At 68.2% G+C, this 23,246-nt stretch carries 23 protein-coding genes; 20 read left to right on the top strand and 3 right to left on the bottom strand.

The window, feature by feature from the left end; genetic code table 11:
• Position 1: 1 nt before the first annotated feature.
• The 8 genes from rplO to rplQ all read left to right on the top strand — a co-directional run bounded on the left by rplO (position 2) and on the right by rplQ (position 4,835).
• Positions 2-433: a 50S ribosomal protein L15 gene (gene rplO / locus D105_RS0107920; protein WP_018865683.1), complete on the top strand. Its 432-nt coding sequence runs from the start codon at positions 2-4 to the stop codon at positions 431-433.
• A gap of 3 nt (positions 434-436) precedes the next feature.
• Entirely contained in the window at positions 437-1,783 is a 1,347-nt protein-coding gene (gene secY / locus D105_RS0107915; RefSeq protein ID WP_018146441.1) for a preprotein translocase subunit SecY, read from the top strand.
• Positions 1,784-1,798: 15 nt separating this feature from the next.
• A complete protein-coding gene (gene rpmJ / locus D105_RS14700) occupies positions 1,799-1,912 on the top strand; it encodes a 50S ribosomal protein L36 (protein ID WP_018881305.1) in 114 nt (37 codons plus the stop codon).
• Positions 1,913-1,978: 66 nt separating this feature from the next.
• The gene (gene rpsM, locus D105_RS0107910; RefSeq protein ID WP_017941092.1) at positions 1,979-2,335 is read left to right on the top strand and encodes a 30S ribosomal protein S13; all 357 of its coding nucleotides are present in this window, start codon (positions 1,979-1,981) and stop codon (positions 2,333-2,335) included.
• A gap of 21 nt (positions 2,336-2,356) precedes the next feature.
• On the top strand, positions 2,357-2,746 hold the full coding sequence (gene rpsK, locus D105_RS0107905) for a 30S ribosomal protein S11 (RefSeq protein ID WP_017941093.1): 390 nt from the start codon (positions 2,357-2,359) through the stop codon (positions 2,744-2,746).
• Between the two features lie 15 nt (positions 2,747-2,761).
• Positions 2,762-3,382 (top strand): 30S ribosomal protein S4, encoded by a 621-nt coding sequence (rpsD, locus tag D105_RS0107900; RefSeq protein WP_018865685.1) that lies wholly within the window; start codon positions 2,762-2,764, stop codon positions 3,380-3,382.
• A 30-nt stretch (positions 3,383-3,412) separates the two neighbouring features.
• On the top strand, positions 3,413-4,402 hold the full coding sequence (gene rpoA / locus D105_RS0107895) for a DNA-directed RNA polymerase subunit alpha (RefSeq protein ID WP_018865686.1): 990 nt from the start codon (positions 3,413-3,415) through the stop codon (positions 4,400-4,402).
• Between the two features lie 43 nt (positions 4,403-4,445).
• Positions 4,446-4,835, top strand: a complete 390-nt coding sequence (rplQ, locus tag D105_RS0107890) for a 50S ribosomal protein L17 (protein WP_018865687.1) — start codon at positions 4,446-4,448, stop codon at positions 4,833-4,835.
• Positions 4,836-4,956: 121 nt separating this feature from the next.
• Here rplQ and uvrA read toward each other — a convergent pair whose 3' ends face one another.
• Entirely contained in the window at positions 4,957-7,809 is a 2,853-nt protein-coding gene (uvrA, locus tag D105_RS0107885; RefSeq protein ID WP_018878093.1) for an excinuclease ABC subunit UvrA, read from the bottom strand.
• A 173-nt stretch (positions 7,810-7,982) separates the two neighbouring features.
• Here uvrA and D105_RS0107880 point away from each other — a divergent pair, with 173 nt between their 5' ends.
• From D105_RS0107880 to lnt, 7 genes are all read left to right on the top strand, one after another.
• Positions 7,983-9,353 carry an MFS transporter gene (locus D105_RS0107880; RefSeq protein ID WP_018878092.1) on the top strand — a complete coding sequence of 457 codons (1,371 nt, stop codon included), beginning with the start codon at positions 7,983-7,985 and terminating at the stop codon, positions 9,351-9,353.
• Positions 9,354-9,462: 109 nt separating this feature from the next.
• Positions 9,463-9,939 (top strand): single-stranded DNA-binding protein, encoded by a 477-nt coding sequence (ssb, locus tag D105_RS0107875; protein WP_018865690.1) that lies wholly within the window; start codon positions 9,463-9,465, stop codon positions 9,937-9,939.
• Between the two features lie 47 nt (positions 9,940-9,986).
• The gene (miaB, locus tag D105_RS0107870) at positions 9,987-11,339 is read left to right on the top strand and encodes a tRNA (N6-isopentenyl adenosine(37)-C2)-methylthiotransferase MiaB (RefSeq protein ID WP_018878091.1); all 1,353 of its coding nucleotides are present in this window, start codon (positions 9,987-9,989) and stop codon (positions 11,337-11,339) included.
• A gap of 5 nt (positions 11,340-11,344) precedes the next feature.
• A complete protein-coding gene (locus D105_RS0107865) occupies positions 11,345-12,373 on the top strand; it encodes a PhoH family protein (protein WP_018865692.1) in 1,029 nt (342 codons plus the stop codon).
• Entirely contained in the window at positions 12,363-12,875 is a 513-nt protein-coding gene (ybeY, locus tag D105_RS0107860) for an rRNA maturation RNase YbeY (protein WP_018878090.1), read from the top strand. The genes D105_RS0107865 and ybeY overlap by 11 nt, the downstream gene beginning before the upstream one ends.
• A complete protein-coding gene (locus D105_RS0107855; protein WP_018865694.1) occupies positions 12,868-13,800 on the top strand; it encodes an HlyC/CorC family transporter in 933 nt (310 codons plus the stop codon). Before ybeY ends, D105_RS0107855 begins: the two co-directional genes overlap by 8 nt.
• A gap of 5 nt (positions 13,801-13,805) precedes the next feature.
• Complete coding sequence (lnt, locus tag D105_RS0107850) at positions 13,806-15,308, top strand: apolipoprotein N-acyltransferase (protein WP_018878089.1); 1,503 nt, start codon at positions 13,806-13,808, stop codon at positions 15,306-15,308.
• Positions 15,309-15,325: 17 nt separating this feature from the next.
• Here the strand turns inward: lnt and D105_RS0107845 are convergent, their stop codons facing one another.
• Together D105_RS0107845 and D105_RS0107840 are read right to left on the bottom strand one after the other, a co-directional pair.
• Complete coding sequence (locus D105_RS0107845; RefSeq protein WP_018865696.1) at positions 15,326-15,865, bottom strand: zinc ribbon-containing protein; 540 nt, start codon at positions 15,863-15,865, stop codon at positions 15,326-15,328.
• A 106-nt stretch (positions 15,866-15,971) separates the two neighbouring features.
• Complete coding sequence (locus tag D105_RS0107840; protein WP_018878088.1) at positions 15,972-16,823, bottom strand: DUF2189 domain-containing protein; 852 nt, start codon at positions 16,821-16,823, stop codon at positions 15,972-15,974.
• Positions 16,824-17,069: 246 nt separating this feature from the next.
• On the opposite strand from D105_RS0107840, the gene leuS reads away from it, so the two are divergent.
• The 5 genes from leuS to nadD are packed head-to-tail and all read left to right on the top strand — an operon-like array spanning position 17,070 to position 23,239.
• Positions 17,070-19,661 carry a leucine--tRNA ligase gene (leuS, locus tag D105_RS0107835; protein ID WP_018878087.1) on the top strand — a complete coding sequence of 864 codons (2,592 nt, stop codon included), beginning with the start codon at positions 17,070-17,072 and terminating at the stop codon, positions 19,659-19,661.
• A complete protein-coding gene (lptE, locus tag D105_RS0107830; protein ID WP_018878086.1) occupies positions 19,658-20,197 on the top strand; it encodes an LPS assembly lipoprotein LptE in 540 nt (179 codons plus the stop codon). The genes leuS and lptE overlap by 4 nt, the downstream gene beginning before the upstream one ends.
• A complete protein-coding gene (gene holA, locus D105_RS0107825; RefSeq protein WP_018878085.1) occupies positions 20,197-21,234 on the top strand; it encodes a DNA polymerase III subunit delta in 1,038 nt (345 codons plus the stop codon). The genes lptE and holA overlap by 1 nt, the downstream gene beginning before the upstream one ends.
• Positions 21,235-21,238: 4 nt before the next feature.
• Positions 21,239-22,543: a glutamate-5-semialdehyde dehydrogenase gene (locus D105_RS0107820; protein WP_018878084.1), complete on the top strand. Its 1,305-nt coding sequence runs from the start codon at positions 21,239-21,241 to the stop codon at positions 22,541-22,543.
• A 45-nt stretch (positions 22,544-22,588) separates the two neighbouring features.
• On the top strand, positions 22,589-23,239 hold the full coding sequence (gene nadD / locus D105_RS0107815) for a nicotinate-nucleotide adenylyltransferase (protein ID WP_018865702.1): 651 nt from the start codon (positions 22,589-22,591) through the stop codon (positions 23,237-23,239).
• The last annotated feature ends 7 nt before the right edge of the window (positions 23,240-23,246 follow it).

The raw sequence follows: 23,246 nt of genomic DNA, 5'->3' as shown, positions 1-23,246 counted from the left end.
GATGCGACTGAATGAGATTGCAAGCCCCGACGGCGCCCGCAAGCCGGGCAAGCGCGTCGGTCGTGGCATTGGTTCCGGTCTGGGCAAGACTGGCGGCCGTGGCCACAAGGGCCAGAAGTCCCGCTCCGGCGGCTTCACCAAGGTCGGCTTCGAAGGCGGCCAGATGCCGTTGCAGCGGCGCCTGCCGAAGGTGGGCTTCCGCTCCCGCAAGCAGCAGTACGCGGCCGAAGTGCGCCTGAGCGAGCTGGCCAAGGTGGACGGCGACGTGACCCTGGAAAGCCTCAAGGCCGCCGGTGTCGTGCGCAGCGACGCCCAGAGCGCGAAGATCTTCGCCTCCGGTGAAGTCTCCCGTGCCTGCGCCGTGAAGGGCGTGGGTGTGACCAAGGGTGCGCGGGCCGCGATCGAAGCGGCCGGCGGGAGCGTCGAGGCCTAAATAATGGCGCGTGGAGCGACAGCACGTTCCGGTGGCGGACTCACCGGTTTTACCGAGTTACGCCAACGCTTGCTGTTCGTGCTGGGCGCCCTGGTGGTGTACCGGATCGGTACGTTCATCCCGGTGCCGGGCATCAACCCGGTCGCGGTGTCGCAGTTCTTCGAGCAACAAAGCGGCACCATTCTGGACATGTTCAACATGTTCTCGGGCGGGGCGCTGGAAAGGCTGTCGATCTTTGCCCTCGGGGTGATGCCGTATATCTCCGCCGCGATCATCATGCAGCTGCTGGCGGCCACGGTGCCGGCCTTGCAGCAGCTGAAGAAGGAAGGCGAGCAGGGGCGGCGCAAGATCACGCAGTACACGCGCTACGGGACCGTGGCGCTGGCGCTGTTTCAGAGTATCGGGATCGGGATTGCTCTGAATGGACAGACCATTCAGGGCATGCCGATGGCGCTGAACCCGGGGCCGATCTTTATCTTTACGGTGGTCGTCTCGCTGGTGACCGGTACCCTGTTCCTGATGTGGCTGGGCGAGCAGATTACCGAGCGCGGCATCGGCAACGGGATCTCGATCATCATCTTCGCCGGCATTGTCGCGGGGCTGCCGGGCGCCATTGGTGGCACCCTCGAGCTGGCGCGGACCGGCGAACTGGCGGCGGCGTTCGTGGTGATCCTGATCGTGCTGGCGCTGGCGGTGACGGCGTTCGTCGTGTTCGTCGAACGCGGTCAGCGACGCGTCACGATCAACTATGCGAAGCGTCAGGTGGGGCGGAAGATGGTTGGCGGGCAGTCCTCGCACCTGCCGCTGAAGCTGAACATGGCCGGGGTGATTCCGCCGATCTTCGCGTCCAGTATCATCCTGTTTCCGTCGACGCTGGGGCAGTGGTTCGGGCAGGCGGAAGGGATGGACTGGCTGCGCGAGATCTCGACGACGCTCGCTCCGGGGCAGCCGCTGTATGTGATGTTCTATGCGGCCGCAATTATTTTCTTCTGCTTCTTCTACACCGCGCTGGTGTTCAACTCCCGGGATACCGCGGAGAACCTGAAGAAGCAGGGCGCCTTCATTCCGGGGATTCGTCCCGGGGTGCAGACGGAACGGTTTATTGACGGGGTCATGACACGGCTGACGGCGGTGGGCGCGGTCTATATCACTGCGGTCTGCCTGCTGCCCGAGTTCCTGATCCTGTACTGGAACGTGCCGTTCTACTTCGGTGGGACGTCGCTTCTGATCATCGTGATCGTGGTGATGGATTTCATGGCGCAGCTGCAGTCGCACCTGGTGTCCCACCAGTACGAAGGGTTGATGAAGAAAGCGAATCTGAAGGGTTTCGGCGGGACCGGGATCCGCTAGACCAGGAGAAAAACCATGAAGGTACGTGCATCTGTAAAGCCGATCTGCCGAAACTGCAAGGTGATTCGGCGTAACGGTGTGGTGCGGGTGATCTGTTCGGATGCCCGCCACAAGCAACGCCAGGGCTAACGCTTGGCGTAACGGATATTCATTGCTACTATAGCCGGCTTTGCCGGATTTAGATGGAGAGGTTGGATGGCTCGCGTCGCTGGAATCAATATTCCTGACCAGAAGCACACGGTAATCGCGCTGACCGCGATCTATGGCATTGGCCCCACCCGGGCCGGCCTGATCTGCGATGCCGCGGGTGTGCGTCGGGACATCAAGGTGCGGGATCTGACCGATGCCGAAGTCGATGCCCTGCGCGCGCAGATCGACAAGATCCCCGTGGAAGGGGATCTGCGCCGGGAAGTCAGCATGAACATCAAGCGGCTCATGGACCTGGGCTGCTACCGGGGCGTGCGTCACCGCCGCGGCCTCCCGTTGCGGGGTCAGCAGACGCAGACGAATGCACGCACCCGCAAGGGCCCGCGTCGCCCGATTCGCAAGTAATCAGACTGGGATCTCAGGTACATGGCACAAGCGCAGACTCGGACCAAGAAGAAGGTCCGCAAGAATATCGCCGAGGGCGTGGCTCACGTATATGCCACGTTCAACAACACGATCATCACGATCACGGACCGGCAGGGCAACACGATCAGCTGGGCCACCTCGGGTGGCTCTGGTTTCCGTGGTTCCCGCAAATCCACGCCGTTCGCGGCGCAGATTGCGGCCGAGCGAGCCGGGACGACTGCGGCCGAGCACGGCGTGAAGAATCTCGACGTGATGGTGCGGGGCCCGGGTCCGGGTCGCGAATCGGCGGTACGTGCGCTGAACAATGCCGGGTTCAAGATCACGAATATCAGTGATGTGACCCCGATCCCTCACAACGGCTGCCGGCCGCCCAAGAAACGCCGCGTTTAAGGCTGGAGTTCGAGAATGGCTCGTTACATTGGACCGAAGTGCAAGCTCAGCCGCCGCGAAGGCGTGGATCTGGGCCTGAAGAGCGGCGCCCGCGCGCTGGAAACCAAGTGCAAGCTGGACAAGCCGCCGGGTCAGCACGGTGAACGCCGTACCCGCCTGTCCGACTATGCCGTGCAGCTGCGCGAGAAGCAGAAGCTGCGCCGGATCTACGGCGTGCTGGAGAAGCAGTTCCGCAACTATTACAAGAAGGCCGCCCAGCGCAAGGGCTCGACCGGCGAGAACCTGCTGAAGCTGCTGGAAGGTCGTCTGGACAACGTCGTGTACCGCATGGGCTTCGGCGCCACCCGCTCGGAAGCGCGGCAGCTGGTGGCGCATCGCGCGATCATGGTGAATGGCCAGGTGGTGAACATCGCCGCCTATCAGGTTCAGCCGTCGGATGTGGTCACGGTCCGCGAGAAGGCCCGCAAGCAGGTCCGCATCCAGGATGCGATGACCCTGGCCGAGCAGACCGGTTTCCCGAGCTGGGTCGAAGTCGACACCAGCAAGTTCGAAGGGACCTTCAAGGCGATCCCGGACCGTTCGGATCTGCCCGCGGACATCAACGAGTCGCTCGTCGTCGAGCTGTACTCGAAGTAATCGTTTTTCGGCCTGGCGCCAGGAGTCACAATGCAGTCGAACGAACTGGTCAAGAAACAGCAGATCGAGGTCGAGGCCGAGAACCGGAATCAGGCCAAGGTCGCGCTCGAGCCGCTGGAACGCGGTTTCGGGCATACCCTGGGCAATGCCCTGCGGCGTGTGCTGCTGTCGTCCATCCCCGGTGCCGCGATCGTCGAGGCCCGGATCGAGGGCGTGCTGCACGAATACACCACGATCGAAGGGGTGCAGGAGGACGTCGTTGACATCCTGCTGAACCTCAAGGGCGTGGCGCTGCGCATGCACAGCCGTGACGAATCCACCCTGACCCTGAAGAAGAAGGGTCCGTGCGTGGTGACGGCGGGTGACATCCAGGTGGACCATGACGTGGAGGTCGTGAATCCTGAACACGTGATCGCGACCATCACCAAGAACGTCGACCTGGACGTGACGCTGACCGCGCGGGCCGGCCGTGGCTATGAGCCCGTGAGCGCCCGACGCCAGTCCGAGGCGGGCGACGATACGGGCATCGGCCGACTGCTGCTGGATGCCAGCTTCAGCCCGATCCGGCGCGTGTCCTACCGTGTGGAGAGCGCGCGTCTGGCGCAGCGTACCGACATGGACCGCCTGGTGCTGGAACTGGAGACCAACGGTGCGATCGCGCCGGATGACGCGGTGCGTCAGGCAGCGACGATCCTGCAGGGCCAGCTGGCCCCGTTCGTCGACCTCCAGGAAGAGGCCGGCGAGGTGGTCGGGACCGCCGGTGGTGCGATCGACCCGGTCCTGCTGCGTCCGGTGGACGAGCTGGAGCTGACGGTGCGTTCGGCGAACTGCCTGAAGGCGGAGAACCTGTACTACATCGGCGACCTGGTTCAGCGCACCGAGGTCGAGCTGCTGCGCGCGCCGAACCTCGGCAAGAAGTCGCTCACCGAGATCAAGGACACGCTGGCGACCCACGGGCTGTCGCTGGGCATGCGTCTCGAGAACTGGCCGCCGCCGGGTCTGCGCGACGACAACGAGTAATCACGGCGCCCCGCGCCCATCGTTTTTCTAGAGGAAGCCTCTCATGCGTCATCGTCATTCCGGCCGTCAGCTGGGCCGTAACAGCTCGCACCGCAAGGCCACGTTTCAGGCGCTGTCCGTGGCCCTGTTCCGGCACGAACTGATCAAGACCACGCTGCCCAAGGCGAAGGAACTGCGCCGGGTCGCCGAGCCGCTGATCACCATGGCCAAGGAAGACAGCGTGCACGGCCGTCGCACGGCCTTTGCGCGTCTGCGCGACAAGGAGATCGTGGGCAAGCTGTTCAGTGAGCTGGGTCCGCGCTATCAGCAGCGTCCGGGTGGCTATCTGCGTATCCTCAAGTGCGGCAATCGTCCGGGTGACAACGCCCCGATGGCCTACGTGGAGCTGGTGGATCGCCCCGAGGGCGATTCCGGGGACGGCGAAGCCGCCTGAGATTTCGCAGTGGAATGAACCGCACCCTCTCGGGGGTGGCGGTCCCAAGAAAGCCGGCCTCGTGCCGGCTTTCTTGCGTCCGGGGCGGGGTGTTTGCGAGCCGGTCGCGGGATGCGCGGCTTCAGTTGGAGACGGCCCGAGGGCGGGCGGCCGGGGCCAGGAGCGGCGCGAGGAACTGGCCGGTGTGGCTGTTGGGGGTGGCGGCGACGGTCTCCGGGGTGCCGGCGACCAGCAGTTCGCCGCCGCCGCTGCCGCCTTCGGGCCCGATGTCGATCAGCCAGTCAGCGGTCTTGATCACGTCGAGGTTGTGCTCGATCACGACGATGGTGTTGCCGTGGTCGCGCAGGCGGTGGAGCACGCGCAGGAGCTGGGCGATGTCTTCGAAATGGAGCCCGGTGGTGGGTTCGTCGAGGATATAGAGGGTGCGTCCGGTGTCGCGCTTGGAGAGCTCGCGCGCCAGCTTGATGCGCTGGGCCTCGCCGCCGGAGAGGGTGGTCGCGTTCTGGCCGAGCTGGATGTAGGACAGCCCGACCTCCATCAGCATCTCCAGCTTGCGGTGGATGACCGGCACGGGCTGGAAGAAGTCGAGGGCCTCTTCCACAGTCATCTCGAGGACCTCGTGGATGTTCTTGCCCTTGTAGCGCACCTCCAGCGTCTCGCGGTTGTAGCGGTGGCCCTTGCAGACGTCACAGGGCACGAAGACATCCGGGAGGAAGTGCATCTCGACCTTGATCACGCCATCCCCCTGGCAGGCCTCGCAGCGCCCGCCACGGACGTTGAAAGAGAAGCGCCCCGGCTTGTAGCCGCGCGAGCGGGCCTCGGCGGTTGCGGCGAACAGCTCGCGGATGGGTGTGAACAGTCCGGTGTAGGTCGCCGGGTTCGAGCGCGGTGTGCGCCCGATCGGGCTCTGGTCGATGTCGACGACCTTGTCGATGCGTTCCAGGCCGTCGATGCGCTCGTGGGCCTCGATGTGGTGGCGGCCCCCATGCAGGGCGGTCGCGACGGCCGGATAAAGGGTGTTGTTGACCAGGGTCGACTTGCCGGATCCGGACACGCCGGTGACGCAGGTGAACAGGCCCGTAGGGAAGGCGAAATCGCCGCCCTTGAGATTGTTGCCGCGCGCGCCGATCACCCGGATTTCGGCTTCCGGATCGGCAGCGTGGCGCTGTTCCGGGACCGCGATAGATCGTGTGCCCCGCAGGTAGGCACCGGTGAGTGATTCAGGATGCGCGGCGACGGCCTCGGGGGTCCCGGAGGCGACGATTTGGCCCCCGTGGCGGCCGGCGCCCGGTCCGATGTCCACTACGTGATCGGCCTGTCGGATGGCGTCTTCGTCATGCTCGACGACAATCACGGTGTTGCCGAGGTCGCGCAGGTGGCTGAGGGTGTTCAGCAGCCGCGCATTGTCGCGCTGGTGCAGGCCGATGGAGGGTTCGTCGAGGATGTACATGACGCCGACCAGGGCCGAGCCGATCTGCGACGCCAGCCGGATGCGCTGGGCTTCCCCGCCGGACAGGGTGTCGGCGGAGCGGTCCAGCGTCAGGTAGTCGAGCCCGACATCGTTGAGGAAGCCGAGGCGCGCGGAGATCTCGCGCACGATCTTCTCCGCGATCTGGGCGAAACGCCCGGGCAGGCGCAGGTCGCTGAAGAAGGTCTGGGCATTGGCCACGCTCATGTGCGTGACCTCCGGCAAGGTCAAGTCATTGACGAACACATGGCGCGCGGCGGAATTCAGGCGCGTGCCGTGGCAGTCGGGGCAGGGCTGCTCCGCCAGGTAGCGGCCCAGCTCCTCGCGCACGGCAGAGGAGTCGGTCTCGCGGTAGCGCCGTTCGAGGTTCGGGATCACGCCCTCGAACACGCGTTCGTCGGTGCGCAGGCGGCCGTTGGCGGCGGGCGTGGCGAGCTTGACCTTCTCCTTGCCGGAGCCGTGCAGGACCACCGCGCGCACCTCCGCGGGGAGCTCCTGCCACGGGGTCTCTACGTCGAAGCCGTAGTGCCGGGCCAGGCTGGTCAGCAGGCTGAAGTACCAGGCGTTGCGTCGGTCCCAGCCGCGCACGGCCCCGCCGGCCAGGCTCAGCTCCGGCTGCGAGACCACGCGCTCGGGATCGAAGAACTGGTGTACGCCCAGGCCGTCGCAGGTGGGGCAGGCCCCGGCCGGGTTGTTGAACGAGAACAGGCGCGGCTCCAGCTCGCGCAGCGCATACCCGCAGACCGGGCAGGCGAAGCGGGCGGAGAAGATCATCGGTTCGCGTTCCGGCTCGTCCATCCAGGCGATCAGGGCCAGGCCGTCGGCGAGCTCGGTGGCCGTCTCGAAGGACTCGGCCAGACGCTGGCGCAGGTCCTCGCGCACGCGGAAGCGGTCGATCACGATCTCGATGTTGTGCTTGCGCTTCGGGTCCAGCGCCGGCAGGGCATCGAGGTCGTGAATCCCGCCATTGATGCGCGCGCGCAGGTACCCCTGGGAACGCATCGCCTCCAGCATCTTGTGATGCTCGCCCTTGCGTCCGCGCACCACGGGCGCGAGCAGCATGACCTTGTCGCCCTCCGGCAGCTCCAGCACCTGGTCCACCATCTGCGAGATGGTCTGTGCGGCCAGGGTCTCGCCATGTTCCGGGCAGCGCGGTTCGCCGGCGCGGGCGAACAGCAGGCGCAGGTAGTCGTAGATCTCGGTAATGGTGCCGACGGTGGAGCGCGGGTTGTGCGAGGTGCTCTTCTGTTCGATGGAGATCGCCGGCGACAGGCCCTCGATCTGGTCGACGTCGGGTTTCTCCATCATCGACAGGAACTGCCGGGCATAGGTGGACAGGCTCTCCACGTAGCGGCGCTGGCCCTCGGCAAACAGGGTGTCGAAGGCCAGCGACGACTTGCCCGAGCCGGAGACGCCGGTGATCACGATCAGCCGCTCGCGCGGCAGATCGAGGTCCACGTTTTTCAGGTTATGGGTACGGGCGCCGCGAATGCTGATGCTGTCCATGGGGCTGGGTCGACTCCACCGGGTTGCGTCGCGCGGTGTGCCCGGCGATCCGGGGTACCGCAAACCGACCATGTTAACACCCGGGCGTGCGGCGCCATGGTTTCCGCGCCGGGGTTGCCGGTAAACTCCGCTGCCATGAACACCCCTCCGTCCATGCGCCGGTTCCGGACGCCATGAGCCCGCGCGAGTTGCGCGCCACCACCGGGCTCGCGGCGATCTATGGCGTGCGCATGGCGGGCCTGTTCATGGTCCTGCCGGTCTTCATGCTGCATGCCGACCGTATCCCCGGCGCGACCCCGCTGCTGATGGGGCTGGCGCTGGGGATCTACGGCCTCACCCAGGCGATTCTGCAGATCCCGTTCGGGCTGCTGTCCGACCGCGTGGGGCGCAAGCCGCTGATCCTGGCCGGCCTGCTGCTGTTCGTTGCCGGCAGCCTGGTGGCCGCGCTGGCCGAAACCATCCACGGCATCATCCTCGGGCGTGCCCTGCAGGGGGCCGGCGCGGTGGCCGCGGTGATCCTGGCCCTGACGGCGGACCTGGTCGGCGAGGAACGCCGGATGCGGGCGCTGGCTGCCATCGGGCTGACCATCGGTCTGACCTTTACCGCCGCGATGGCCCTGGGCCCGTTGGTGCACCGTGCGGCGGGGCTGGAGGGGGTCTTCGGCCTCTCTGCGCTGCTCGGGCTGGTCGCGATCGTGATCCTGTTTCTGTGGGTGCCGAGCCCGGATCGGGTGCGCAGGCATCCGGACATGGTGCCGGTGTGGTCCGCGTTGCCGCGGGTCCTGCGCGCCCCCGACCTGCTGCGCCTGAATCTCGGCATCTTCGTGCTGCACCTGGTGCTGGCCGCGAACTTCCTGGTGATTCCGGTCCTGCTGGTGGAGACCCTGGCGCTGCCCGGGGCGAGTCACTGGAAGTTCTATGTGCCGGTCCTGCTGGCGGGGTTCGTGCTGATGCTGCCGGGGATCATTTTCGGCGAGCGCCGGCGGCGCGTGCACGGCGTGCTGCGCGCGGCGATCCTCCTGCTGGCCGGGGTGCAGGTCCTGCTGGCCCTGCTGGTGCTGGACGGTGGCGGCCTGTGGACGCTGGGCGCCTTGATGATCCTGTTCTTCGCCGCGTTCAATCTGCTGGAGGCCGGATTGCCGTCCCTGGTGGCACGCGTCGCGCCGGTGGCCCACAAGGGCACCGCGATGGGCGGCTTTGCCACCGCGCAGTTCCTCGGGATCTTCGCCGGCGGGGTGCTGGGCGGCGCCTTGCTGACGGTCGCCGGGCCGGTCGGCGTGTTCCTCGCCGGGGTGCCTTTGCTGCTGCTGTGGTGGTGGGGGGCGCGCGGGATGCAGCCGCGCTACCGCTCCAACCGCGTGCTGGCGCTGCCCGCCCACTGGTCCGGTCGCGAGGCCGAGCTGCTGCGCCTGATCGCGCACTGGCCGGGGGTGCACGAGGCCGAGCTGTCGCCGGACGCCGGGTCCCTCTACCTGAAGGTGGAGCCCGGCGGTCCGGATACCCCCGAGCTGGCGGCCTGGCTGGCGCGCCCGCCCTCCCGGTAGCGCCGGCAGGACGTGCCCGCTCCGCGTCGTGGACCGGTGCACTGTCGCGGCGGGGGCGGGCTGCTACACTATCGGGTCTGTCTCTCCATGCCCGACTGAAGGAGGCCCCATGGCCCGCGGCGTCAACAAAGTCATCCTGCTCGGCAACCTCGGGGCCGACCCGGAAAAGCGCGAGACCCCCAACGGGGTTACCGTCACCAACCTGCGTCTGGCAACGTCGGAACAGTGGACCGACAAGAATTCCGGCGAGAAGCGCGAGAACACCGAATGGCACCGGGTGGTGATGTTCGGGCGCCTGGCGGATATCGCCGCGCAGTATCTGTCCAAGGGCTCGCAGGTCTATATCGAAGGCAAGATCCAGACGCGCAAGTGGCAGGACCAGTCCGGCAACGACCGCTACAGCACCGAGGTGGTCGCCAACGACATGCAGCTGATCGGCGGTCGCGGGGGCGGCGGCGGTGGCGGGTTCGATCAGGACCCGGGTTATGGCGGCGGCAATGCCTATGGCGGTGGCGGCCAGCAGGGTGGCAACCGCAGCAGCGCCCCGGTCTCCGGTGGCTTTGATGACGACGACGTCCCCTTCTAGAACGCACGGCGATCCCTGACCGGCCCAACCAGCGAAGTACCGAGAGCATGATCCGCAAGGTCTATATCCAGACGCACGGCTGCCAGATGAACGAGTACGACTCCGATCGTATGCTCGACGCACTGCGCGAGCTGCACGGGGCCGAACGTACCGACGATCCGGAGCAGGCCGATGTCCTGTTGATGAACACCTGCTCCATCCGCGAGAAGGCGCAGGAGAAGGTCTTCTCGCTGCTGGGGCGCTGGCGCCAGATCAAGGAGCGCCGGCCGGAGGTGATCATCGGCGTGGGGGGCTGTGTCGCCAGCCAGGAGGGTGATGCCCTGCGCGAACGCGCTCCGTACGTGGACCTGGTGTTCGGCCCGCAGACCCTGCACCGCCTGCCGGCGATGATCCAGTCGGTGCGCCGCGAGCGCGCGCCGGTGGTGGATATCTCCTTCCCCGAGATCGAGAAGTTCGACCGCTTGCCGGAGCCGAAGGCCGATGGCCCGACCGCGTTCGTCTCGGTGATGGAGGGCTGTTCCAAGTACTGCAGCTTCTGCGTGGTGCCCTATACCCGGGGCGACGAGATCAGCCGGCCGTTCGACGACGTGATCGCCGAGGTGGTCGCGCTGGCCGCGCAGGGGGTTCGGGAGATCAACCTGCTGGGGCAGAACGTGAACGCCTATCAGGGGCCGATGGAGGATGGTGATACCGCCGACCTCGCGCTGCTGATCCACTACGTCGCTGCGGTGGACGGGATCGAACGCATCCGCTTTACCACTTCGCACCCGGTGGAGTTCTCCGATTCGCTGATCCAGGCCTTTGCCGACGAGCCCAAGCTGGTCAGTCACCTGCACCTGCCGGTACAGAGCGGCTCCGACCGCATCCTGGCGCAGATGAAACGCGGCCACACGATCCTGGAATACAAGTCCAAGATCCGCCGCCTGCGCGAGGCGCGCCCGGACCTGGACCTGTCCTCCGACTTTATCGTCGGCTTCCCCGGCGAGACGGATGCCGACCACGCGGCGACCATGAAGCTGATCGAGGAGCTGCACTTCGACTTCTCCTTCAGCTTCATCTACAGCGCCCGCCCGGGCACACCGGCGGCCTCGCTGCCGGACGACGTGCCGATGGCCACCAAGAAGGCCCGCCTGGCCGAGCTGCAGGCCCTGATCGAGCAGCACGGGCGCGAACGCAACCAGGCCATGGTCGGCAATATCGAGCCGGTCCTGGTCGAGGGCCCGGCCAAGCGCAATCCCGGCGAACTGGCCGGACGCACGGCGAACAACCGCATCGTGAACTTTGCGGGCGACCCCGGCCTGATCGGGCAGATGATCCCGGTCGAGGTCACCGAGGCCCTGGCGCATTCCCTGCGCGGCCGAGCCGTGGAGCGGGCCATGCCTGCGGCCGTCGGCGCCTGACCGGAATGGCCAATCGTCTGGATTTCACCCTGGAACCCGGTGACCAGGAGACGCTCGCGCGGATCTCCGGGCCGCTGGATGCCCATCTGCGCCTGATCGAGTCGCGCCTGGGCGTGGCCGTGCACAACCGCGGCCCGCGCTTCAATCTGACCGGTCCGAAGACCGCGGTGCAGGCGGCCGGGGCGCTGATCCACGACCTCCATCGCATGGCGCAGGAGGAGCCGGTCAGCCTGGAGCAGGTGCATACGGCGCTGCAGACGGCGCATGTCGAAGGCCTGGCCGAGCCCGATGGCAATGCGGGCGATCCGTCGCTGCGTCTCAAGCGCGCGGTGATCCGCGGGCGCGGCCCGCGTCAGGCGAAGTACCTGGCGGCGATCGCGCAGCACGACCTCAGTTTCGGCATCGGGCCGGCCGGTACCGGCAAGACCTTCCTCGCGGTCGCCGCCGCCGTCGCGGCGCTGGAACAGGACCGCGTGCAGCGCCTGGTGCTGGTGCGCCCGGCGGTGGAGGCCGGCGAGCGTCTGGGTTTCCTGCCCGGCGACCTGGCGCAGAAGATCGACCCCTACCTGCGCCCGATGTACGACGCGCTGTACGAACTGATGGGCTTCGACCAGACCGCGCGCCTGATGGAGCGTCAGGTGATCGAGGTGGCCCCGCTGGCCTACATGCGCGGGCGCACCCTGAATGAGGCCTTCATCATCCTCGACGAGGCGCAGAACACCACGGTTGAGCAGATGAAGATGTTCCTGACCCGCATCGGCTTTGGTTCCACGGCGGTCGTCAACGGCGACATCACCCAGGTCGACCTGCCGCGCGGCCAGCGCTCCGGGCTCAAGCACGCGATGCAGATCCTGAACGACGTGGAGGGCGTACATATCACCCGCTTCCAGGCGGGTGACGTGGTGCGCCATCCGCTGGTGCAGCGCATTGTGGAGGCCTACGACGCCCACGACAGCGCCTCCGGCAAACCGGATGCGGCGCCCGAGTCCGGTGCCGGCGCCGCTGTGGACGGGCAGGACGCCGATGGGGCTTGAGGTTGCGGTGCAGTACGCCGTGCCGCGCGCCGGCCTGCCGGCTGCCACCACCCTGCACCGCGCGGCCCGCGCGGCCTGGCAGGGCGCCGGCGAGGCCGCGGTGACGCTGCGCCTGGTGGATGTCGACGAGGGGCGCACCCTGAACCATGCCTTCCGCGGCCGAGACTACGCGACCAATGTACTGTCCTTCCCCGCACCGGAGCTGCCACCCGGTCTGCCGCCCGAGGCGAACGCCTATCTCGGCGACGTCATCCTGTGCGCGCCGGTGCTGGCGCGCGAGGCGGTGGAGCAGGGCAAGCCCCTGGCCGCCCACTACCACCACATGGTGGTGCACGGGATGCTGCACCTGCAGGGGATGGATCACCAGACGCCGGACGAGGCCGCGCGGATGGAGGCCGTTGAGCGCTCCATCCTGGCCGGGTTAGGCTATCCCGACCCCTACGCCGAGCATCCGGTCCGTGCCCTGACGCCGCACCCAGCCGGAAACGCCCCCGATGCCTGAACCCGAACCCGACGAGCAACCGATCTGGCGGCGCTGGCTGGCCCGCGTCGCCGAGACCCTGCGTCCGCGCCGCGAGCCGGCCACCCGCCGCGAGCTGATCGAGACCCTGCGGGGCGCCCACGCCCGCGAACTGGTCGACCCCGAGGCCCTGACCATGTTGGAGGGCGTGCTCAACGTCGCCGACATGCAGGTGCGCGACATCATGATCCCGCGCGCGCAGATGGAAGTGGTCCGCCGGGATGCGGGGCTCTCCGAGTTTCTCCCCGACGTGGTGGCCTCCGCGCACTCGCGGCTGCCGGTAGTCGGGGATCACCGTGACGAGGTCGTTGGCGTCCTGCTGGCCAAGGACCTGCTGCGCTTCTTCGGCGAGCCCGACGATGCTGCCTTCGACATGCAGGAGATCCTGCGCCCGGCGGTGTTCGTGCCGGAGAGCAAGCGTCTGAACGTGCTGCTGAAGGAGTTCCGCCTGAGCCGCAACCACATGGCGATCGTGGTGGACGAGTACGGTGGCGTGGCCGGACTGGTGACCATCGAGGACGTGCTGGAGCAGATCGTCGGCGAGATCGAGGACGAGCACGATGTCGAGGACTACCTGACCCAGATCATGCAGCACCCCGGCGGGCGCTACACCATCAAGGCGCTGACGCCGATGGAGGAGTTCAACGCCTACTTCCAGACCGCCTACAGCGAGGCCGACTTCGACACCATCGGAGGCCTGGTGCTGTCGCACTTCGGGCATGTGCCGCGGCGTGGCGAACAGATCGTGGTGGATGGCATGCAGTTTCGCGTATTGCGGGCCGACAACCGGCGTCTGCATCTGCTGGAGATGCGCCTGCCGGAGCCGGATGGCCGCGTGACCACCGGCGAGGGGGCGCAGCCATTCGATGGCCCGGCCCCGGAGCCGGGCGACCACCGCGCCCCCTGACGGTCATGCCGATCCGTGTCGCGGACTTGCCGCCCTGGGCCGCGGGGCTGGTGGCCCTGCTGGCCGGGGCGGGGGCGACCCTGGCCTTTGCCCCGGTGGGCTGGTTCCTGGCGGCCCCACTGGCCCTGGCCGCCTGGTTTGCCCTGCTGCCCGGGGTGACCCCGGGCCGGGCCGCCGGGATCGGCTATGCCTTTGGTCTCGGGTTTTTCGGCGTCGGGGTGACCTGGATCTTCAACAGCCTGCTGGTGTTCGGCCAGGCCCCGCTGGTCGTGGCCTCGCTGATTACCGTGCTGTTTGTGCTGGCCATGGCGGTCTATCCGGCGCTGCTGGCCGCGCTGGCGGCGCGCTTCCTGCCGCTGGGGCGTCCGGCCGGGATGCTGGCGCTGGCCGGTGGCCTGGTGCTGATGGAGCTGGCGCGCTCCTGGCTGTTCTCCGGCTTTCCCTGGCTCCTGTTCGGGCACACCGTGCTGGACACACCGCTGCAGCCCTGGCTGCCGCTGGCCGGCGAGCTGGGGGCGGGGCTGGTCGTGGCACTGCTGGCGGTGGCCGTGGTCAGCGTGTTCCGGGCCGGGCAGCGCGGGGCGGGCGCGGGGCTGGTCGGGGTGCTGGTGCTGGCTTCGCTCGTGCCGGGGCTCGCACGCTGGGTAGAGCCGGGCGGCGAGGCGCTCTCGGTGGCCATGGTGCAGGGCAATATCGATCAGGCACGCAAGTGGGATGCCGACGGCATCGAGTATTCGCTGGGGATCTACCAGGAACTGACCCGCGAGGCAGGGGACGTGGATCTGGTGGTCTGGCCGGAGACCGCGATCCCGGCGTTCTATGTGGAAGTGCAGCGCCCGCTGGGGCAGCTCGCGCAGTCGCTGGCGGAGCACGATGCCGAGCTGCTGGTCGGGGTGTTCGACCATGCTTCGGCCGGCCGTCACGTCTACAACTCGGTGATCAACGTGACCACCGGCGCGGGGTACAACAAGCGCCAGCTGGTCCCGTTCGGCGAATATATCCCGCTGCGCGGCCAGCTCGACTGGCTGGACCGGCTGCTGGCGATCCCGATGTCCGACCTGTCACCGGGGACCGGTGACGGGCGCATGCGGGTGGCCGGCCAGACGGCCGGGGTCAGCATCTGTTACGAGTCTGCGTATTCGCGCCACATCCGGGCCGCGCTGCCGGAGGCGGGATTCCTGGTCAATGTCTCCAACGACGCCTGGTTCGGCGACAGCCTGGCGCCGGCCCAGCATCTGCAGATCGCCCGGGTGCGGGCGGTGGAGACCGGGCGCCCGATGATCCGCGCGACCAATACCGGGATCTCGGCCCTGATCGATGCCGATGGCCGCATCCTGGAACGTTCGGGCTCGTTTACCCGCGAGGTAGTCACCGGCACCCTGCAGCCGCGCCAGGGCGTGACGCCGGCGACCGCCACCGGGGCGGGGCCGGCCGTGCTTGCCGCGCTGGTGCTGGTGGTTGCCGGTGCCGCCGTCGGGCGCCGGCGCGGCGCCCGCGGGCCCGACTGAACCTGTCCCCGGAGGGGTTATTCCGCCTCGGTGCCTCCGGGGCCGCGGCGGAAGGTGGTGTTGTGGCAGTTAGAGCACGGGGGGATGCGGCCGACCCGGGTCATGTGCAGCGGATGGCCGCACTTCTTGCACAGCAGCTCGCCCGGGCCGGTGATCTCGCCGGTGTGCCACTCGCCCATCACCTGGGCGCGCGCGGTCAGTTCGGTGATCTCGATCCGGGTGCGGTCGGCGATCCGCTCCAGGGCGTTCTTGATGCCGGCCTCGATCAGGCCCAGATCGATCTGCAGCCAGCCGCGCCAGTCAGAGCTGCGACTGTCCAGGTAGGCGCCGAGGTCCTGCAGGTCGCGGCGCAGGTAGTCCATCACCTCGTGGGCCTCTTCGCGGGTCAGGTCGCTGGCCTTCTGCACACGGTCGCGGGCGTTCTCCAGGGCCTCGGTGATGGCCTTGCTGGTCTTGTCTTCCAGCTTCTCGAGGTCCTCGGTGACCTCGTTCAGCATGCGGTGATAGGCATCGCTCAGGCGCGATTCGCGCTCCTGATCCTTCTGTTCTTCGCTCATTGGCCTCTCCTTTGCGAGCGTAGATGGTGGCGTGTCCCTAACGTTAGCACGAGCGCGGGCCCCCGGAGCCCGCGCCCCGGGGACGACCGCGCTTGCCTGTCGGAGCTCAGCTTGCCTCGACCATATCCCGGTAGCCATGCCACATGGCGAAGCCCAGCCACGGGAAGATCACGATCAGGGCCAGCAGGGCGGTTGCGATCGACACCATGAACAGGGCCGTGATGATCAGGGCCCACAGAATCAGGGTGCCCGGGTTGTGGTTGAAGGCCTTCAGGCTGACACCAATGGACTCGATCAGGCTCTTTTGCGGGGCATCGGCGCGCACCCGGTGATCCAGGAGGGCCGGGATGGTCGCCAGGCTCAGGGCGAAGACCACCAGCCCGAACACGATGGCGGCCAGCACGACCCCCACCAGCGAGATGATCCCGGCGCCGCTGCCGAGCATCGCACCCACCAGATGGTGCAACTGCCCCATCATGGCGAGTTCGCCGATGTTGAGGACCGCGATCCACATCCACACGAAACTGGCCCAGATCACGAACAGCACGGCCAGGAGCGCGGCGAAGCCCCAGATCGAGCCACCGAGGGTGCCCAGCCAGCCGAGTCCGGCACCGCCCGGCTGGCCGCGCTCATTCTGCAGGGCCAGGTAGTTCACGCCCACCGCGAGTACAGGGCCGAGCAGCAGGATGCCGGCGAGGAAGGAAAAGGCCATCCACGGCTGGTTCCACGACAGGCCCAACAGGACCAGGCTGGCCAGCGCAATCACCAGGCCGTGTACGAGGGCCACCGGCGTCTTCCAGAGGTCGCGCCAGCCCTTGCCGAGCCAGGTGCCGAGGTCCTCGGGCGCGACTTCACGGATCGCGGGCGAGTCGGTCTCGGGCGTGTGTTCGGGATGGGTCTCGCCCAGATCCTCCGGGTAGGCCCGCTGCACAACGGGGATCTCGTCCTTTTCGTGCATCTCCAGACTCCTTGGAACGTCAGGTTCAACGTTTCCGGTTGCTTTACCCAGTGAGGCAGTCCGGGCCGGGGGCATGTTCCTGAATTGACGTGACGCGGTTCACAGGCCGCCGGTGATCCGGGTGTCCCTCCGGATCTCTGCCCTGCGCCGCGCGAGGCTGCGGGGCGCTGTTTCCCTTGGAGGGGGTGGGGGGCGCTGGTATTCTGCGCAGTTCTTTGTTTTCGGCGATCAGGACAGGTGAGGCGCATGCAGGAGCAGTATTCCCCGGAGGTGATCGAGGCGCAGGTACAGCGCCAGTGGGAGGAGGCCGACTGCTTCCGCGCGCGCGAGGACGCCCCCGGCGAGCCGTTCTACTGCCTGTCCATGTTCCCCTACCCCTCGGGCAAGCTGCACATGGGGCATGTGCGCAACTACACCATCGGTGACGTGATCGCGCGCTTCCAGCGCATGCAGGGCAAAAGCGTGCTGCAGCCGATGGGCTGGGATGCCTTCGGCCTGCCGGCGGAAAACGCGGCGATGCAGAACCATGTCCCGCCGGCCGCCTGGACGCGCCAGAACATCGAGCAGATGCGCACCCAGCTCAAGCGCCTGGGCTTTGCCTACGACTGGTCGCGCGAGTTCGCGACCTGCGATGCCGACTACTACCGCTGGGAACAGTGGCTGTTCGTGCGCCTGCTGAAGAAGGGCCTGGTCTATCGCAAGAAGGCGACCGTGAACTGGGACCCGGTGGACCAGACCGTACTCGCCAACGAGCAGGTGATCGAAGGCCGTGGCTGGCGCTCCGGCGCGCTGGTCGAGCGCCGCGAGATGCCGCAGTGGTTCCTGCGCATCACCGACTACGCCGACGAGCTGCTGGAGGCCCTGGACGACCTCAACGGCTGGCCGGACCAGGTGCGCACCATGCAGCGCAACTGGATCGGGCGTTCCGAGGGCGTGGAGTTGGAGTTCGCGGTGGATGGCGGCGAACCGCTGACCGTCTATACCACGCGTCCGGACACCCTGTTCGGCGTCTCCTACATGGCGCTGGCCCCGGAACACCCGCGGGTGCAGGCGCTGGCGGAACATGATGCCGAACTGGCTGCGTTCGTCGCTGACTGCGCGCAAGGCGGGGTGGCCGAGGCCGATCTGGCGACCATGGAGAAGAAGGGCCGGTCGCTGGGCTTTACCGCCCGCCATCCGCTGACCGGTGCGGAGGTCCCGGTCTGGGTCGCCAACTTCGTGTTGATGGAATACGGCACCGGCGCGGTGATGGCGGTGCCGGCACACGACGAACGCGACCACGAGTTCGCGACGAAATACGACCTGCCGATCTGGCAGGTGATCGCCCCGGCCGACGGTACCGAGTGCGACGTACAGGCCGCGGCCTTCACCGATCCCGGTGTGCTGGTGAACTCCGGCGACTTCGACGGGCAGGCCTCCGAGGCGGCCAAGGCCGCGATCGCCGAACACCTGGAGCAGGCCGGGCTGGGCCGGCGCCGGCGCAACTACCGCCTGCGCGACTGGGGTATCTCGCGCCAGCGCTACTGGGGCTGCCCGATCCCGGTGATCCACTGCGACAACTGCGGGGCGGTGCCGGTGCCGGAAGCCGACCTGCCGGTGCGCCTGCCGGAGGACGTGATCCCGGACGGCGCCGGCTCGCCGCTGGCGCGCATGCCGGAGTTCTTCGAGGCAACCTGCCCGGAATGCGGCAAGCCGGCACGGCGCGAGACCGATACCTTCGACACCTTCTTCGAATCCAGTTGGTACTTCGCCCGCTACGCCTGCGCGGACAACGACACCGCGATGCTGGACCCGCGCGCCGACCACTGGCTGCCGGTGGACCAGTACGTCGGCGGCATCGAGCATGCGGTGCTGCACCTGCTGTACGCGCGCTTCTTCCACAAGCTGCTGCGTGACGAGGGCCTGGTGGCCTCCGACGAGCCATTCACCCGGCTGCTGACCCAGGGGATGGTGATCGCGCCGACCTTCTACCGCGAGCGCGGTGACGGCGGGAAGGACTGGATCAACCCGGCCGATGTCGAGCTGGAACGCGCCGAGGACGGCTCGGTGAAGGCCGCGCGCCACCGCGAGGACGGCCAGCCGGTCGTCGTGGGCGGCATGGAGAAGATGTCCAAGTCGAAGAACAACGGCGTGGACCCGCAGGCGCTGATCGAGCGCTTCGGCGCTGACACCGCGCGGCTGTTCACCATGTTCGCCGCACCCCCGGACCTGTCGCTGGAGTGGTCCGACTCCGGCGTCGAGGGTGCGCAGCGCTTCATCAAGCGCCTGTGGCGGGCGGTGCACGAGCACGTGAACGGCGATGCGCCGGGGGCGCTGGAGGTGGACGCGCTGGACGACGCCGGGCGCGAGCTGCGGCGCAAGCTGCACGACACCATCGCCAAAGTCACCGACGACATCGGCCGGCGCCAGACCTTCAACACGGCGGTGGCCGCGAACATGGAGCTGCTGAACGACCTCGGCAAATTCCCGAAGGATGGTGCGCAGGCCGCGGCCGTGCGCCAGGAGGCCCTGGAAGGCATCGTGCGCATGCTGGCGCCGATCATCCCGCACGTGACCGAGACCCTGTGGCGCGCGCTGGGCCATGACGAGCTGGTCGCGACCACCGCCTGGCCGACGGTCGACGAGGCCGCGCGCCAGGCCGCACAGGAGACCCTGGCGGTGCAGGTGAACGGCAAGCGCCGCGCCGAGATCGCGGTCCCGGCCGGCGCTGACAAGGACGCCATCGAGAGTGTTGCCCGCAACGACGAGAACGTACAGCGCCATCTCGAGGGCCACCATGTGGTCAAGGTGATCGTGGTCCCGGGCCGGCTGGTCAACTTCGTGGTGAAGCCGCAATGACCGCCCTGCTGCGCGCCGCGCTGGTCCTGGTGCTGGTGGCTGCACTGGCCGCCTGCGGTTTCCAGCTGCGCGGCAGTGGCGAGTGGCCGGAGGCGCTGCAGCCGGTCCAGATCACCGGGATCAATGCGCGTGATTCGCTGTACCGCGAGCTGGCCGTGACCCTGGGCTCCGCCGGCGTGGAGATCGTCAACCAGCGCCCCGAGGGGCAGGGCGCGATCCTCGAGATCCGCTCGGTCAACGACCAGCGTCGCACCCTGTCGGTGACCGAGGCGGCGCGGGTGTCCGAGTACGAGTTGATCCGCACGGTCGAGGTCCGCCTGCGCCCGGTCGACGGCGAAGCAGTGGACCTGGGGCCGCTGCGCGCCTCGCGCATCTACCTGTTCGACGGGACCGCCGTGCTCAGCCGTGGCGAGCGCGAGGCCACGCTGCGCGAGGCGATGGACCGCGACATCGTGGGTCAGCTGCAGCGCCGGATCGCGGCACTGACCGAGCCGGACGGCCGCCTGCGCGAACCGGCGGAGGAGCCGGCCCCGTAATGGCGCTGGATATCGCCCGCCTGGAGCAGGATCTCGCCCGCGGGCTGGCGCCGATCTACCTGCTGCTGGCCGAGGAGCCGCTGCAGGCGATCGAGGCGGCCGACGCGATCCGCGCGGCCGCCCGCGAGCAGGGCTTCCTCGAGCGCACGGTGCTGGACCTGACCGCACAGTCCGACTGGGGGCCGTTCGAGGCCGCGATCCGCGACCGCTCGCTGTTTGCCGAGCGCACGGTGCTGGACCTGCGCCTGGCCACCGGCAAGCCGGGCAAGACCGGTGGCGACCACCTGAAGGCCTACGCCGGCGATCCGCAGGACGATCTGGTGCTGTTGCTCCAGTTGCCGCGTCCGGACCGCGATATGCGCCGGGCGGCCTGGTTCAAGGCCCTGGAAAACCGTGCGGTGGTGATCCATGCGCGGCCGGTGCCGCCGGCCCAGCTGGGCAGCTGGATCCGCGCGCGCCTGCAGAAGAACGGGCTGCGCATCACCGACCCGGCGCTGGCGCTGCTGGTCGCGCGGGTGGAGGGCAACCTGCTGGCCGCGCGCCAGGAGATCGAGAAGCTGGCGCTGGCCGGCGTGACCGAGATCGACGAGACGGTGCTGGCGGAGGCCACCACCGACGCCGCGCGTTTCGAGCTGTTCGCCCTGGCCCCGACCGCGCTGCGCGGCGATGTCCGCCACGCGTTGCGCATGCTGGAGGGCTTGCTGGAGGAGGGCCAGGCGGAGCCGCTGATCCTGTGGGCGCTGGCGCGCGAATGCCGGCTGCTGGTGCAGGCGATGGAGCGCAAGGCCGCCGGCGCGCCCGACAAGGAGGCCTTCCAGGGCAGCTTCGGCGATGGCCAGAAGGCCCTGCGCCAGGCCATGTCGCGGCTGAGCTTGACGCAGGCGCGGGGCCTGCTGGCCGAGGCCGCGCGCGTGGATCGCGTGATCAAGGGTCAGGAAAACGGCAATGCCCGGCAGGGGTTGCTAGACTTGGTGGCCCGTATGGCGGGGCGCCCGCTGACCGTGGCCGAACCCGCCCTGAACCCGGAACGAGTCTGACCGCATGAACGCTGCCGTGAACCCCACCGAATCCGTAGCCGACGATGTGATCGCCCAGGTCGAGGCGCTGGGCCGTGCCGCGCGCGTGGCCTCGCGGCGCATGGCCGAGGCCGAGCCGGGCGCGAAGAACGCGGCCCTGCACGCGATCGCCGAGGGCATCGCCGCGCGCCGTGCCGAACTGGCGGAGGCCAACAGCCGCGACCTGGAGGCGGGACGCGAGCGCGGCCTGGACGCCGCGATGCTGGATCGCCTGGCGCTGACCGATGCCCGCATCGACACCATGATCGAGGGCTGCCGCCAGGTGGCGGGCCTGCCCGATCCGGTGGGCACCATCTCCGACATGGCCTATCAACCAAGCGGCATCCAGGTCGGCCAGATGCGCGTGCCGCTGGGCGTGATCGGCATCATCTACGAGTCGCGCCCGAACGTGACCATCGACGCCGCCGCGCTGTGCCTGAAGTCCGGCAACGCCGCGATCCTGCGCGGCGGCTCCGAGGCCCTGCACTCCAACCAGGCGCTGGCCGTGATCATCCAGGCCGGGCTGGAGCAGGCCGGGCTGCCGCGCGAGGCGGTGCAGGTGGTGCCGACCACCGACCGCGCGGCGGTGGGCGCGCTGCTGCGCATGCCGCAGTACGTGGACGTGATCGTTCCGCGCGGTGGCAAGGGCCTGATCGAACGCGTCAGCAACGAGTCGCAGATCCCGGTGATCAAGCACCTGGACGGCGTCTGCCACGTGTACGTGGACGGCGGGGCCGATCTCGACAAGGCGCTGGCGGTCGCGGTGAACGCCAAGACCCAGCGCTATGGCACCTGCAACACCATGGAGACGCTGCTGGTGCACGCGGATCAGGCCGAGGCCTTCCTGCCGCGCCTGGCGACGGCCCTGGCGGAACATCAGGTGAGCCTGCGTGGCTGCGCGCGTACCCGGACCATCCTCGCGAATGCCGGGACGGATATCGCCGAGGCCACCGAGGACGACTGGGTGGCCGAGTACCTGGGACCGATCCTCGCGATCCGCGTGGTTGACGACCTGGACGCGGCGATCGACCACATCAACACGTATGGTTCGCACCATACCGACAGCATCGTGACCGAGGACTACACCCGGGCCCGGCGCTTCCTGCGCGCGGTGGACTCCAGCTCGGTGATGGTGAACGCCTCCACCCGTTTCGCCGATGGCTTCGAGTACGGCCTGGGTGCGGAGATCGGCATCTCCACCGACAAGCTGCACGCGCGCGGTCCGGTGGGCCTGCATGGGCTGACGACCCTCAAGTATGTGGTGTTCGGCGACGGTCATGTGCGTAGCTAAGAAAGACGTGCGATTGGATCAGCGTCTCCCTGGGGCACGCCCGGCGTGATCGGGATCCTCGGCGGCACCTTCGATCCGATCCACTTCGGGCATCTGCGTCCGGCGCTGGAGATCCAGCAGCATCTGGGCCTGGAACGGGTACACTTCATCCCCTGCCACGTGCCGCCGCATCGCGCGAGCCCGGGCACCGGCAGCGACGACCGGCTGGCGATGGTGGAGAGTGCCATCGCGGACGTGCCGGGGTTTGTGGCCGATCGCCGTGAACTGGATCGCGAAGGGCCGTCCTACACCGTCGACACCCTGCTCAGCTTCCGCGAGGAGCTGGGGCCGGAGGCACCGCTGGTGCTGATCATGGGCATGGACGCCTTCGCCGGCCTGCCGTCGTGGAACCGCTGGAAGCAGATCTTCGATCTGGCGCATATCGTGGTCTCGCATCGTCCCGGCAGCCCGGCCTCGCAGGATCTGGGGGGCTGGCTGGGTAATGCCGCAACCCGCGACCCGGCGGTGCTGCGCAATGCCCCGGGCGGGCGGGTCTATTTCCAGCCGGTGACCCAGCTCGATATCTCCGCCACCGCGATCCGGGATGAACTGCAGGCCGGGCGCAGCCCGCGCTTCCTGCTCCCCGGCGCCGTCAATCGCTACATCCACGACCGCGGCCTGTACCGGGCCGTGTCGAACCGCAATCACGGGATATGACCGACAG

The sequence above is a fragment of the Thioalkalivibrio sp. ALE28 genome (assembly GCF_000377425.1).
Classification (GTDB): domain Bacteria; phylum Pseudomonadota; class Gammaproteobacteria; order Ectothiorhodospirales; family Ectothiorhodospiraceae; genus Thioalkalivibrio.
Note: the sequence above shows the minus strand (reverse complement) of the source record. Positions and strands in the feature narration are given on the sequence as shown.

What these genes read in the sequence shown, in the direction of transcription:
- rplO (WP_018865683.1), top strand. Translation starts at nt 2, where the DNA reads ATGCGACTGAATGAGATTGCAAGCCCCGACGGCGCCCGCAAGCCGGGC.
- secY (WP_018146441.1), top strand. Translation starts at nt 437, where the DNA reads ATGGCGCGTGGAGCGACAGCACGTTCCGGTGGCGGACTCACCGGTTTT.
- rpmJ (WP_018881305.1), top strand. Translation starts at nt 1,799, where the DNA reads ATGAAGGTACGTGCATCTGTAAAGCCGATCTGCCGAAACTGCAAGGTG.
- rpsM (WP_017941092.1), top strand. Translation starts at nt 1,979, where the DNA reads ATGGCTCGCGTCGCTGGAATCAATATTCCTGACCAGAAGCACACGGTA.
- rpsK (WP_017941093.1), top strand. Translation starts at nt 2,357, where the DNA reads ATGGCACAAGCGCAGACTCGGACCAAGAAGAAGGTCCGCAAGAATATC.
- rpsD (WP_018865685.1), top strand. Translation starts at nt 2,762, where the DNA reads ATGGCTCGTTACATTGGACCGAAGTGCAAGCTCAGCCGCCGCGAAGGC.
- rpoA (WP_018865686.1), top strand. Translation starts at nt 3,413, where the DNA reads ATGCAGTCGAACGAACTGGTCAAGAAACAGCAGATCGAGGTCGAGGCC.
- rplQ (WP_018865687.1), top strand. Translation starts at nt 4,446, where the DNA reads ATGCGTCATCGTCATTCCGGCCGTCAGCTGGGCCGTAACAGCTCGCAC.
- uvrA (WP_018878093.1), bottom strand. Translation starts at nt 7,809, where the DNA reads ATGGACAGCATCAGCATTCGCGGCGCCCGTACCCATAACCTGAAAAAC.
- D105_RS0107880 (WP_018878092.1), top strand. Translation starts at nt 7,983, where the DNA reads ATGAGCCCGCGCGAGTTGCGCGCCACCACCGGGCTCGCGGCGATCTAT.
- ssb (WP_018865690.1), top strand. Translation starts at nt 9,463, where the DNA reads ATGGCCCGCGGCGTCAACAAAGTCATCCTGCTCGGCAACCTCGGGGCC.
- miaB (WP_018878091.1), top strand. Translation starts at nt 9,987, where the DNA reads ATGATCCGCAAGGTCTATATCCAGACGCACGGCTGCCAGATGAACGAG.
- D105_RS0107865 (WP_018865692.1), top strand. Translation starts at nt 11,345, where the DNA reads ATGGCCAATCGTCTGGATTTCACCCTGGAACCCGGTGACCAGGAGACG.
- ybeY (WP_018878090.1), top strand. Translation starts at nt 12,363, where the DNA reads ATGGGGCTTGAGGTTGCGGTGCAGTACGCCGTGCCGCGCGCCGGCCTG.
- D105_RS0107855 (WP_018865694.1), top strand. Translation starts at nt 12,868, where the DNA reads ATGCCTGAACCCGAACCCGACGAGCAACCGATCTGGCGGCGCTGGCTG.
- lnt (WP_018878089.1), top strand. Translation starts at nt 13,806, where the DNA reads ATGCCGATCCGTGTCGCGGACTTGCCGCCCTGGGCCGCGGGGCTGGTG.
- D105_RS0107845 (WP_018865696.1), bottom strand. Translation starts at nt 15,865, where the DNA reads ATGAGCGAAGAACAGAAGGATCAGGAGCGCGAATCGCGCCTGAGCGAT.
- D105_RS0107840 (WP_018878088.1), bottom strand. Translation starts at nt 16,823, where the DNA reads ATGCACGAAAAGGACGAGATCCCCGTTGTGCAGCGGGCCTACCCGGAG.
- leuS (WP_018878087.1), top strand. Translation starts at nt 17,070, where the DNA reads ATGCAGGAGCAGTATTCCCCGGAGGTGATCGAGGCGCAGGTACAGCGC.
- lptE (WP_018878086.1), top strand. Translation starts at nt 19,658, where the DNA reads ATGACCGCCCTGCTGCGCGCCGCGCTGGTCCTGGTGCTGGTGGCTGCA.
- holA (WP_018878085.1), top strand. Translation starts at nt 20,197, where the DNA reads ATGGCGCTGGATATCGCCCGCCTGGAGCAGGATCTCGCCCGCGGGCTG.
- D105_RS0107820 (WP_018878084.1), top strand. Translation starts at nt 21,239, where the DNA reads ATGAACGCTGCCGTGAACCCCACCGAATCCGTAGCCGACGATGTGATC.